Annotated in this window: 9 protein-coding genes; 6 read left to right on the plus strand and 3 right to left on the minus strand. The window is 67.2% G+C overall.

Going from position 1 to position 11,900, the window contains the following annotated elements; translation table 11 throughout:
- The first annotated feature begins 2 nt into the window (after positions 1-2).
- Positions 3-1,427, plus strand: coding sequence for a four-carbon acid sugar kinase family protein (locus VB739_RS05800; protein WP_323356158.1), 1,425 nt, complete (start codon positions 3-5; stop codon positions 1,425-1,427).
- Here the strand turns inward: VB739_RS05800 and VB739_RS05805 are convergent.
- The 3 genes from VB739_RS05805 to VB739_RS05815 form a co-directional block, all read right to left on the minus strand.
- Positions 1,409-2,782, minus strand: coding sequence for a (Fe-S)-binding protein (locus tag VB739_RS05805; protein ID WP_323356159.1), 1,374 nt, complete (start codon positions 2,780-2,782; stop codon positions 1,409-1,411). The genes VB739_RS05800 and VB739_RS05805 overlap by 19 nt on opposite strands.
- Positions 2,783-2,828: 46 nt before the next feature.
- Positions 2,829-3,686 carry an ATP-grasp fold amidoligase family protein gene (locus VB739_RS05810; RefSeq protein WP_323356160.1) on the minus strand — a complete coding sequence of 286 codons (858 nt, stop codon included), beginning with the start codon at positions 3,684-3,686 and terminating at the stop codon, positions 2,829-2,831.
- Positions 3,687-3,825: 139 nt separating this feature from the next.
- Positions 3,826-5,256: an NADP-dependent isocitrate dehydrogenase gene (locus VB739_RS05815; RefSeq protein ID WP_323356161.1), complete on the minus strand. Its 1,431-nt coding sequence runs from the start codon at positions 5,254-5,256 to the stop codon at positions 3,826-3,828.
- A gap of 70 nt (positions 5,257-5,326) precedes the next feature.
- Between VB739_RS05815 and VB739_RS05820 the strand changes: the two genes are divergently transcribed.
- From VB739_RS05820 to VB739_RS05840, 5 genes are all read left to right on the plus strand, one after another.
- Positions 5,327-5,779, plus strand: coding sequence for a hypothetical protein (locus VB739_RS05820; protein WP_216907469.1), 453 nt, complete (start codon positions 5,327-5,329; stop codon positions 5,777-5,779).
- Between the two features lie 76 nt (positions 5,780-5,855).
- Positions 5,856-6,569 carry a heme oxygenase (biliverdin-producing) gene (locus VB739_RS05825; protein WP_323356162.1) on the plus strand — a complete coding sequence of 238 codons (714 nt, stop codon included), beginning with the start codon at positions 5,856-5,858 and terminating at the stop codon, positions 6,567-6,569.
- Between the two features lie 40 nt (positions 6,570-6,609).
- Positions 6,610-7,644, plus strand: coding sequence for a glycosyltransferase (locus tag VB739_RS05830; RefSeq protein WP_323356163.1), 1,035 nt, complete (start codon positions 6,610-6,612; stop codon positions 7,642-7,644).
- Positions 7,645-7,707: 63 nt separating this feature from the next.
- Positions 7,708-9,543, plus strand: coding sequence for an ABC transporter ATP-binding protein (locus VB739_RS05835; protein WP_323356164.1), 1,836 nt, complete (start codon positions 7,708-7,710; stop codon positions 9,541-9,543).
- 153 nt (positions 9,544-9,696) lie between these two features.
- Positions 9,697-11,900 (plus strand): ATP-dependent helicase (locus tag VB739_RS05840; RefSeq protein ID WP_323356165.1); only part of this gene is annotated, 2,204 nt, incomplete at its 3' end.

Consider the following 11,900-nt stretch of genomic DNA (forward strand, 5'->3'; position numbering starts at 1 on the left):
CCATGGCGCAGGCAACCGTCGATTCCGGGTCCGATCTCAAGATCCTCGTCATCGACGACGACCCCACCGGCTCCCAGACCGTGCACGGCTGCCCCTTGCTGTTGCGCTGGGACGCCGAGACCCTGGCTGCCGGCCTGGCCCACCCGTCGCCGCTGCTGTTCCTGCTGGCCAACACCCGGGCCCTGGCGCCGGCGGCGGCAGCCGAGCGAGTGCGCGAGATCTGCCGCGCCCTGCGGCCTGCCCTCCGGCAGGCGGTGGCTGTCGGCCGCATCGGTGGCTGGCTGGTGGTGAGCCGGGGCGATTCCACCCTGCGGGGCCACTTCCCCCTGGAGGTGGAGGTGATCAACGAGGAGCTCGGCCCCTTCGACGCCACCCTGCTGGTGCCGGCCTTCCTGGAGGGGGGGCGCACCACCGTCGATGGGGTGCATCGGCTCCACGGCCAGCCCGTGCATGAGAGCCCGTTCGCCCGGGACGGCCTGTTCGCCTACGGAACCAGCTACCTGCCGGACTGGGTGGCGGAGAAGAGTTCGGGACGGATCCCCGCCGCCGCGGTCGACCGCATCGGCTGGCGGGAGCTGGACGTGGGCGGTGCTCCCCTGCGGCGTCACCTGGAGCGCCTCGAGGGCAATGCCTGCGTGGCGGTGGATGGGGCCTCCGTCCCGCAGCTGGCGGCCCTGGCCACCGCGGTGCGCTGCGTGATGGCTACAGGGGGCCCGGCGGATGATGGCCCCGGCGATGGGCGTCCCCGCCGCTTCCTGTTCCAGAGCGCCGCCAGCCTGATCCAGGCCCTGGCAGGCTTGCCCCCCCAGCCGCTGGCGCCGGCGGCTCTGGCGTCCCTGCGCCGCCGCCGCGGCGAGCGGCCCCTGCCGGGGCTGGTGCTGGTGGGTTCCCATGTGCCCCTGGCCGACCGCCAGCTGGAGCGCTTGCTGGAGGAACCCGGTTGCGTCGGGGTGGAACTGGCGGTGGCCAAGGTCCAGCGGTTGCTGGAGGGCCCGGAACCGGTGCGGTTGCTGGCCTCGTTGGAGCTGGCCTGGGGGCAGCGGCTGGCGGACGTGCTGGCCGGCGGCCACACGCCGGTGCTGTTCACCAGCCGTGGCGAGGCCCGCTGTCGCCACGCGCAGGAGCGCCGGGCGCTGGGCCTGGCCCTGGCGGGGGTGATGGCGCGGCGGGCGGCGGCCGTCGCCCCCGATCTGGGCTACCTGATCAGCAAGGGGGGGATCACCACCCACACCCTGCTGGCCGATGGGCTGGCCCTGGAGCAGGTGGAGCTCCAGGGCCAGCTGCTGCCAGGACTCTCACTGGTGCTGGCCGCCCCAGACACCGATCAGGGGCCCCTGCCCGTGCTCACTTTTCCCGGCAACCTGGGCGACGACGGCACCCTGCGGGAGGCGTGGCGATGGATGGAGGCTCAGGCCGGTCCGCCGTAGCTGCGATCCAGCAGCTCGATCGGATGGAGCACCGGCAACGGCCGCGCCTGCCCCTCCATGGCCTGGCGGATCTGGAGCGTGCAGCCGATGTTGGCGCTCACGGCCAGCGCGGCGCCGGTGCCGCTCAGATCCGCCGCCTTGATCCGCCCCAGTTCGGCGGCTTCCTCCGGCTGCATCAGGTTGTAGATGCCGGCGCTGCCGCAGCAGACGCCCGCTTCGGTGGCTTCGCGGATCCGCACATGGGGGATCCGGCCCAGCAGGCGACGGGGCTGGGCCGCCAGGCCCTGGCCGTGCAGCTGGTGGCAGGCATCGTGGTAGGCCAATTCCAGGGGCCGCTCCGCACTGGCGGCCGTGCCGTCGCCGTGCGGGAGCGGCCGCAACGCCGCCTGGAAGCTGTCGCTGAGCCCGACCTCGTCGAGGAATTCCTGGATGTCGGCGACTCTGCCCAGCAGGGGATGGCGGCTGCCGAGGATCTCCCCGTAGGACTTCATGGTGTGGCCGCAGCCCGAGGCGGCCACCAGCAGGGCCTCGAGGGGTTCGGGGCCCGCGGCCTTGCCCGGGCCGATCACCGCCTCGAAGCTGGACATCAGGGCCGTCGCCAGCTCCCTGGTCTGGGCCAGTTCCCCCTGGTGGTGGGTCATGGCGCCACAGCAGCCCTGGTCGGGCGGGATCACCACCTCAATGCCGTTGGCGGCCAGCACCCGGATGGCGGCGGCGTTCACCCCCGGCTCAAAGACGCGCTGGACGCAACCGAGCACCAGCCCGACCCGGCGCCGGCGGGGTCCGCGTGCCGGTACCAGCACGGGCCAGTCGTCGCGGAAGGCCTGCTCCGGCAGCGGTGGCAGGAGCTTCTCCATCGCCGCGACCTGGGGCCCGAACAGGCGGGTGAGCCCGCTGCGGCGCGCCAGGGCCTGCAGGGGTGTGCCGGCGTAGGCCCGCAAAGGCGCCAGCAGGGCCCGCAGCCGCTGGGGGTAGGGGAGCAGGGCGAAGATCAGCCGCCGGAAGACGCGTTGCGCGGGGCTGCGCAGTTCGGGCGCGTTCAGCCGCGGCCGCATGGTCTCGATCAGCTGGTCGTAGCGCACGCCCGCCGGGCAGGCGGTGACGCAGGCGAAGCAGCCCAGACAGCTGTCGAAGTGCTTCGCCACTGTGGCATCCAGCACCAGCTCCCCGGCGTCGATCGCCTTGAGGGCATGGATCCGTCCCCGGGGCGAATCCATTTCGGTGGCCAGCACCCGGTAGCTGGCGCAGGTGGGCAGGCAGAAGCCGCAGTGGACGCACGGGTCGGCGGCAATGAATCCGGCGCCGGGGGCTGCGGCACCCGGAGAACCGCTGGCGGCGATGGACGGGAGGCTCATGCCCTCCATTGTTGCCGCTCGCCAGGCGCCTCCCGACAGCCCGTCGTCAGTCCCAGAAAGCGCCGAACCAGGCGTCCCACTGTCGCGGCATGTGGAGCATCAGGCCAGCCCCCGGGTAATTCGTCAGTTCCCCCACCAGGACGCCCTTGTCGCTCAGATAGCCGTCCACCCGCAGGAAGGGTGTGTCCGAGGAGAGTTCCCTGGCCAGGGCGAGGAAGGTCTGCAGCTCCTTCTGATCGGTGGCGGCAAGCTCCGGGCAGTGGTCGAACTGGGGCCTCAGCAGCGGCAACGGCTGAAGCGTCTCATCGAGAAACAGCTCCTTGCTGCGGGGCAGATGCCGCTGGCTGCCGCGGTGGGCGATGTGGGCGGACTCCGAGCGATGCAGCCGTATCCCCCTGACCCGGCCGCGGAAGCAGAAGGCACTCATTTCGGTGCACGGCCGGGAGGCGAAGCTGAGCAGCTCTTCGGCGAGGAGCCGGCGCGGCAGCTTCAGGTAGCCCCACTCCTGAAAGGTGTCGGCGTAGTCGGAATCCAACCATATCCGGGCCTGTTCCATCACTTCTTCGTCGAAGGGATGGGTGGTGCTGTCCACCAGCTGAAACCAACCGGACCCGTGGCTGGCCTTGAGCATCCAACGATCCGGCAGGGGCAGGGCCTTCAGCGCCTCAACGCTGTCCGCGACAGCCAGGGTGGTTGGAGTGTGGCCGGAACCGATCCGGGCTGCGATCCACTGCTTGGCGGCGATCTTGTCGCAGAAGGTGCGCAGCAGGGGATCGCGGTCCGTCAGGATCCGATGCAGGATCCGCTCGCTCAGCAGCGTGGGGTGGCGAAGATCGGGAGCGGCCCCATTGAGCTGCCGGTAGCAGGTGGCCAGTTGCACCCGCTTGGGCAGAACCCTGATCAAACGTCGAGCTGCGTGGGACTTCCAGCTCCTTACAGACTGCATCTACGAGATGACGGATCCGGGTTGGACCTTAAGGAGGTTGTCGTGGTTTTGCAGGCCATCGCCAACCAGATCCGTGGGGGTGGGCCACCACCGGCCTTTACCCTCCGAAGTGGCGCACCACGGCCTCGGCGAAGCCCGAGCAGCTCACGGACTCGGCACGGGGTTCCATCAGCCGGGCCAGGTCGTAGGTGACCTCCTTGTTGGCGATCGCGGCGCTGATCCCCTGGGTGATCAGGTCGGCCGCTTCCTGCCAGCCCATGTACTCCAGCATCATCACGCCGGAGAGAATCACCGATCCCGGGTTGATCCGATCGAGGCCGGCATGCTTGGGGGCGGTGCCGTGGGTGGCCTCGAAGATCGCCGCGTTGTCACCGATGTTGGCCCCCGGGGCCATGCCCAGACCACCCACCACCGCCGCGGCCGCATCGGAGATGTAGTCGCCGTTGAGGTTGAGGGTGCAGAGCACCGAATACTCCTGGGGCCGGGTCTGGATCTGCTGGAAGATGCTGTCGGCGATGCGGTCGTCGACCATCACCATCTGCTTCCACTGGCCGCCGCCGTGGCTGGTGCCGATGGCGTCGAGCACCGCCGTCACCTCCGCGTCCACGGCCGCCTTCTTCTCAGGGGTGAGGCTGTCGTAGCCGGGTTCGATCAGGCGGGCGTTGTCTTCGATGCTCAGCCCAGGCTTCTCCTCCAGGTTCCCCAGGATCCAGCTCTCCCGCTCGGTGATGCACTGGTCACGAAATTCTGTGGTGGCCACCTCGTAGCCCCAGTCGCGGAAGGCCCCTTCGGTGAACTTCATGATGTTGCCCTTGTGCACCAGGGTGACGTGGCGCTTGGCGCCCTCCAGGCCCAGGGCGTGCCGGATGGCCTTGCGCACGTGGCGCTGGGTGCCGGCCTTGCTCACCGGCTTGATGCCGATGCCGGCTCCCTCGGGGATGCGGCGCTTGCCCAGCTTGCCGTTGGCGGGGATCACCGTGTCGTTGAGGTGGGCGATCAGCTCGATGCAGACAGGATCGCTGGCCTCCCATTCGATCCCCATGTAGATGTCTTCGGTGTTCTCCCGATAGACCACCACGTCCAGGTCCTGGGGCCGCTTGTGGGGGCTGGGGGTGCCGTCGTAGTAGCGGCAGGGCCGCACGCAGCAGTACAGATCGAAGATCTGGCGCAGGGCCACGTTGAGGGAACGGATGCCGCCGCCGATCGGGGTGGTGAGGGGGCCCTTGATCGCCACCCCGAACTCCTCGATCGCCGTCAGGGTGTCCTGGGGCAGGTACTGGTAGGTGCCATACAGCTCGCAGGCCTCATCGCCGGCGTACACCTTGAACCACTCGATGCGGCGTTCACCGCCGTAGGCCTTGGCCACAGCCGCGTCCAGCACCCGCTGGGTGGCCGGCCAGATGTCCACGCCGGTGCCATCGCCGCGGATGAAGGGAATGATCGGGTCGTTGGGAACGATCGGCTGGCCGCCCTCGAACCGGATCGCCGTGCCGCTGGCCGGGACGGTGAGCTTCTCGTATGTGGCCATTGAGTCGGCACGGAACGCGCCGTTGAGCCTAGGTTTCGGACACATTGGCTTTCTGCTCAGGGGAAACGGCATGAATGCGGCCGACCAGGCCCGATCGGTGGAACTGGCTGCCGCCATCGCCGCGGTGGTGGGTCATTTCCGACTGCATTTCCCCGCCGCCCGAGCCAATCTCACCCCCTGGCGCGACGATCCCCTCACCCGTGCCTTCGATGAGCGGGAAACCCTGGATCTCTCGCTCCACTTCCCCGGCTGGAGTCCCCGGCTGCAGTGCCGCTCCCTGCTCGTGCAGCTGCGGCTGGAGCGGGCTCCAGCCGGATCAGGCGAACGGCCACGGCTGCTGGGCGTGCTGATCCGGGGCCTCACCTATGAATCGGAGCGTTGGCGCCTGGCCACGGTCGGAGACTGGCAGCCTTCGGGGTCCCATCTCCCTTCGGTGGAGGTGGTGTCCTCGCTCCAGCAGATCTGCCGTGAGCTGTTCGATCTCTTCGGTGATGTGGCGGACCGAGGGACGCGGGCCGCGTAATCCTTCGCAACCTTGGCGCCTTGCCCGGAAGGCCCCACCTACTTTGGATCCTCTGCCCGCGCAGCCTTCCGATCCCATGCCCGTCGCCCTTGCTTCCCAACTCCGTGAGGGAACGAAGAAAGCCCACACGATGGCCGAGAACACCGGTTTCGTGAGCTGTTTCCTCAAGGGGGTGGTCGACAAGGCCAGCTACCGCACCCTGGTGGCCGACCTGTGGTTCGTTTACAGCGCCATGGAAGAGGAGATCGGCAAGCTGGTCGACCATCCGGTCGTCGGTCCGATCGCCTCACCCGAGCTCAACCGCCGCGAGTCCCTCGAGGCCGATCTCACCTTCTACTTCGGTGGCGACTGGCGGCAGCAGATCCGCGCCACCCCCGGTGCCCAGGAGTATGTGGCCCGCCTGCACAAGGTGGCTCGGGAATGCCCCGAATTGCTCGTCGGCCACCACTACACCCGCTACATCGGCGACCTCTCCGGCGGCCAGATCCTCAAGAACATCGCCCAGAAGGCGATGAATCTGGGCGAGCACGATGGCCTGCGTTTCTACGAATTCGACGCCATCAACGATGAGAAGGCCTTCAAGGCCACCTACCGGCTCACCCTCGACAGCCTGCCGATCGACCAGGCCATGGCCGACCGGATCGTGGCCGAGGCCAACGAAGCCTTCCACTGCAACATGAAGATGTTCCAGGAACTGGAAGGCAACCTGGTGGCCGCGATCGGCAAGGTGCTGTTCGGCTTCCTCACCCGCCGCAGCCGCACCGGCAGCACTGAGGCCGTGCCCGCCTAGGTTTTCCAGGCCTTCGGCGGCCGCCGCCACCCCGATCCGCGTGCGCCCGATCCGTTTCCTGCTTCCCGGCACCACCGGCCGCTTCCGTTGCGGCGGGTTGCTGGTGGAGTTGCAGACGGCTCGCCTGACGGCCCAACTGGTGCCCACCGAGGTGGTCACCTACCGGCAACGGGAGGCCGACCACCCCTTTCTTGACGACCTCTTGGCCAGGGAGTCCACGCCGGGGAAAACCCTCTGGATCGTCAGCTGGGGTTTTGATGTGCCCGGCCAGCTGCGTCGCTTGCGGGGGCGGCCGGTGGCCTATCACGCCCACAGCAGCGGCTACGGGTTCTCGCTGCCCCCCGGGGTGCCGGTGCTGGCCGTCAGCCGCAACACCCTCGGCTACTGGGGCGATCGGGCGCCCCGAAACCCCCTGTTTCTGGTGCCCAACGCGTTACAGCCCAAGTGGCTGGAGCGGGGCAACCGGGCGGCACCCCTCGGTTGCGGGCGGCCCATTGATGTGCTTGTCCAGCAGCGCAAGAGCAGTCGCTATGTCTTGCAGCACCTGGTGCCGGCCTTGCGCCGCCGGGGGCTGCGGGTGGAGGTGCAGAGCGGCTGGGTGGACGATCTTGTCGATCTGTTCAACAGTGCGGCGGTGGTGTTGTACGACTCCGCCGACTACTGGCGCGGCCGGGGGGTGAGCGAGGGGTTCGGTCTGCCACCGCTGGAGGCCCTGGCCTGCGGCTGTGTGGTGTTCAGCAGCCTCAACCACGCCCTGGCCGACAGCCTTGATCCCGGGGTGGTGGGCCACCAGATCGGCTGCGGCACCCTGGAGAACGATCTGGAGCGGATCCAGGCGGCGGTGGCCGACCCGCAGGCCTGGCTGCCGCCCCCGGCGCGGCTCTCCAGCTTGCTGGAGGCCTGCAGCGAGCCAGTGCTTCAGGAACGCTGGCACACGGCCCTCGAGGCCATTGATGCCCACTGGAGCCACCTGCTGCTGGAGGGGGCGACGCCGCTGCGTTCGTCTCCCCTGCTGGCCCTGCGGATCGACCAGTGGCGGCGACGGTTTTGGACCATGTGGCGATCACTGAACTGACTGGCTGGCGGTGGGACGGTCCCTCTGAGGGCACGGGTACGATTCCGGCAAAAGTCTGACCAGATGTTTCGCAAAAGCCAAACCTTCAGGAGTTTGGTGCGACTTCTGGCCCAGTTGCCGACACGACGCAAGCGCGCGTTGATTCGGCTGATCCCCCTGGCCATTCTTGCCGGGATTGCCGATCTGGTGGTGGTGGCCCTGGTGGCCCGTCTGTTCACGGTGGTCGTCGGCGGCGAAAATCGTCCCTCGATCCCCTGGGAAGGTCTGGTTCCGGAAGACCCCAGGGTCAAGGTGGTGGTGCTGGTGGTGGCCTTTGTGGCGGCTGCCTGGTTTTCCTCGCTCTCGAAGCTTCTGCTGCGGGCCTTCCAGCTGCGCCTTAAGGCTTCGATCTGGCGTGATCTTTCCGACATGGCCCAGAGGAAGTTGATCGCCCAGCCCTACGTCTATTTTCTGGGGGAGTCGAAGTCCGATATTTCCGCGAAGGTGCTGATCAATGTGTCGCGTGTCGCCGACATTGTCGTGTTGCCACTGCTGCAGTTGGCCAGTGGCGTGTTCGTGATCGCGCTGCTCTCTGCCGGCATGCTGATCGTCGGAAAGTTGCTGGCCGTTGTGTTGATTTTGGGGCTCCTGGCTGGTTACCTGCTGATCTCCACCGCCATTACCCCTTTCCTGCGTTTTGCAGCCCGGCAGAGGATCCTTCTGGAGGTCCGCACGAACACGATTCTTTCTGAATCGATGCGCACCATCCTGGATGTGCAGCTCACCGGCTCGGAGCCCTATTTCGAGCGTCACTACCAGGAGGCGGGCCGCGAAACCATCCCGTTCATCTGGAAGGCGGATGTCCTGCCTGAGACACCACGGGCGTTGATCGAACCGCTGGGAATCACGATGATCTTCGCGGCAGGGATGCTGCCCTTGCTATCCAATCCCGATCCGGGCGCTTTGCTGAAGATTATTCCGTTTCTGGCCACTGTTGCCGTCACGTCGCTGAAGCTCACTCCACCCCTTCAAGATAGCTTCAGGGCCATCACCTCCCTGCGTGCGGGCCTACCTGACCTGGAGGAGACCCTGAAGCTGATTGAGTTGCCGGAAAGCCGGCTCACCATCCGCTCCGAGGGGGTCCCCTCCCCGGATGGGGTGATGCCGAAGCGAGCGATCCGCCTCAGTAGCGTCAGTTACCGCTATCCCGGCTCCGATATCAATGTCCTCCATGACATTTCGATGTCGATCCCGGTGGGGTCCCGCGTGGCCTTCGTCGGTGCCACCGGCAGCGGGAAGACAACAACGGCCAACCAGCTGCTCTGTCTGTTGCGGCCCAGCTCCGGCAGTCTCAAGCTGGATGGCATCGAAGTGGTCGATTCCGACGTGCCGGCTTGGCAGGCGAACTGCGCCTATGTGCCCCAGGCGATCAATCTGTTGAATGGCAATATCATCGAGAACATCGCTTTCGCCGAGGAGGTGGATGAGGTCGATCAGATGCGGGTCTGGGAGGCTCTCCAAGCGGCCCAGCTGGCCGATATCGTCGCTGAACTTCCCTTGGGCCTGTTCACTCCGATCGGCGATAACGGCATCCGGCTGTCCGGGGGGCAGCGGCAACGATTGGCCCTGGCTCGCGCTTTTTACCGCAATGCCAAGTTCCTGGTGTTGGATGAGGCCACCAGTGCTCTCGACAACCGCACCGAATCCGAGGTGATGGATGCCATTGAGGTGATTGGACGCCGCTGTACCTTGGTGGTGATCGCCCATCGCCTCTCCACCGTGATGCGCTCTGATTGCATCTTTGAATTCGAAGCCGGTCGTATCAAGGCTTCTGGCACCTTCGACCAACTGCGGCAACGCTCCGATACCTTCAACGATCTGGCCTCTTTTGAACGGCGACTGTCCAGTCCGCTTGGCTGATTGTTTTGGCCTTCATTGGATGGCTTTTGACAAAGCGCTGTGGAATCAATGACGGTCGTTAGTTCTACGGAATGCTCCTGCATCTGATTCGGTCAACACGTTGAACGGGACAGGGCTGCTAACGTCAAAAATGAAACCTCTGCGCCGGAGCCTGTGAGTTTTCTGGCCGGTCTGAACGAGGCCCAGCGACGGGCGGTCGATCACCACACCGGTCCGTTGCTGGTGGTGGCCGGGGCCGGCAGCGGCAAGACCCGCGCCCTCACGCACCGCATCGCCCACCTGATCGGTCACCACGGCGTGGATCCGGCCCAGGTGCTGGCGGTCACCTTCACCAACAAGGCCGCCCGGGAGATGAAGGAGCGCCTTGAGGTGCTGCTGGCCCAGCGGCTGGCCCAGAGCCAGTTCGGCCAGCCCTGGAGCACCCTGCCGGCCCGTGAGCAAAAGCAGCTGCGCAGCCGCATTTACCGGGAGGTGATCAAGGATCTCTGGATCGGCACCTTCCACGCCCTGTTCGCCCGGCTGCTCCGCTTCGACATCGACAAGTTCCGCGACCCCGAGGGACTCACCTGGACGCGCCAGTTCTCCATCTACGACGAGAGCGACGCCCAGAGCCTGGTCAAGGAGATCGTCACCCAGGAGATGCAGCTTGATCCCAAGCGCTTCGAGCCCAAGAAGGTGCGCTGGGCGATCAGCAGCGCCAAGAACCAGGGCTGGCTACCGGAGCGCCTTGAGGAGGAGCATGCCGGCCCGCGCGGCAAGCACGAGGCCGAGGCCTACCGCCGCTACCGCCGTGCTCTGGCGGCCAACAATGCCCTCGATTTCGACGACCTGCTGTTGATGCCGGTGCAGCTGCTGCAGCAGAACGAGCAGATCCGCCATTACTGGCACCGGCGCTTTCGCCATGTGCTGGTGGACGAATACCAGGACACCAACCGCACCCAGTACGACCTGATCAAGCTTCTGGTGGCCAACGGCCAGGCGCCCGAGAGCTTCGACGACTGGGAGGGCCGCTCGGTGTTCGTGGTGGGCGACGCCGACCAGAGCATCTATAGCTTCCGGGCCGCCGACTTCACGATCCTGATGGGCTTCCAGAGGGAGTTCGGCGACGGCTCCCTCGACGGCGATACCGGCACGATGGTGAAGCTGGAGGAGAACTACCGCTCCACGGCCACGATCCTGGAGGCGGCCAACGCCCTGATCGCCAACAACAGCGAACGGATCGACAAGGTGCTGCGCCCCACCCGCGGCGAAGGGGAGCCCATCAGCCTCACCCGTTGCGACGACGAGATCGCCGAGGCCGAGGCGGTGGTGCACCGGATGCGGATGCTGGAGGCGGCCCACCCGGAGCTGCGCTGGGGCGACATGGCCGTGCTCTACCGCACCAACGCCCAGTCCCGTGCCATGGAGGAATCGCTGGTGCGCTGGGGCCTTCCCTACATCGTGGTGGGGGGCCTGCGCTTCTACGACCGCCGCGAGATCAAGGACGTGCTCGCCTACCTGCGCCTGCTGGTCAACCCGGCCGATACCGTCAGCCTGCTGCGGGTGCTGAACGTGCCGCGGCGGGGCATCGGCAAGACCACCATTGAGCGGCTCACTGATGCGGCCAACCAGCTTGGGCTGCCCCTCTGGGAGGTGGTGAGCGATCCGGAGGCGGTGCGCTCCCTGGCCGGTCGTTCGGCCCGGGGCGTGCTGCAGTTCCAGGAGCTGATCTCCGACCTCAGCCGTCGTCTTCAGGACGCTCCCCCCTCCGAGCTGGTGCAGCGGGTGATGGAGCAGAGCGGTTACCTGGCCGAGCTGCTGGCCGAAGCCAGCGACGAATCGGAGGAGCGGCGCCGCAACCTGCAGGAGCTGGTGAATGCGGCCCTCCAGTACCAGGAGGAGAACGAGGAGGGCTCCCTGGAGGGCTTCCTGGCCTCCGCCGCCCTGGCCAGCGATGCCGACAGCAAGGACACCGAGGCCGATCGGGTCACCCTGATGACCCTGCATGCCAGCAAGGGGCTGGAGTTTCCGGTGGTCTTCCTGGTGGGGCTGGAGCAGGGCCTGTTTCCCAGCTATCGCTCCCTGGAGGATCCCGCCGCCCTCGAGGAGGAGCGCCGCCTTTGTTACGTGGGGATCACCCGGGCCAAGGAACGGCTGTTCCTTTCCCACGCCAGTGAACGGCGGCTCTGGGGAGGGATGCGTGAACCGGCGGTGCCCTCGGTGTTCCTCTCCGAACTGCCCGAAGCGCTGCTGCAGGGCGACATCCCCCGCAGTGGCGGCGCGGCCCTGCGGCGGGAGCAGCGGCTGGAGCGGCTCACCCGGGTCGACCGCGACGACAGCCAGCGGGTCGCGGCTGGAGGGGCGGCCGGCGATCCCGC

The sequence above is a fragment of the Cyanobium gracile UHCC 0281 genome, from assembly GCF_034931305.1.
GTDB lineage: Bacteria > Cyanobacteriota > Cyanobacteriia > PCC-6307 > Cyanobiaceae > Cyanobium > Cyanobium gracile_A.

Bases quoted from the DNA above. Each gene is read 5' to 3' on its own strand.
- VB739_RS05800 (WP_323356158.1), top strand. From the start codon at position 3: ATGGCGCAGGCAACCGTCGATTCCGGGTCCGATCTCAAGATCCTCGTC.
- VB739_RS05805 (WP_323356159.1), bottom strand. From the start codon at position 2,782: ATGAGCCTCCCGTCCATCGCCGCCAGCGGTTCTCCGGGTGCCGCAGCC.
- VB739_RS05815 (WP_323356161.1), bottom strand. From the start codon at position 5,256: ATGGCCACATACGAGAAGCTCACCGTCCCGGCCAGCGGCACGGCGATC.
- VB739_RS05820 (WP_216907469.1), top strand. From the start codon at position 5,327: ATGAATGCGGCCGACCAGGCCCGATCGGTGGAACTGGCTGCCGCCATC.
- VB739_RS05825 (WP_323356162.1), top strand. From the start codon at position 5,856: ATGCCCGTCGCCCTTGCTTCCCAACTCCGTGAGGGAACGAAGAAAGCC.
- VB739_RS05835 (WP_323356164.1), top strand. From the start codon at position 7,708: ATGTTTCGCAAAAGCCAAACCTTCAGGAGTTTGGTGCGACTTCTGGCC.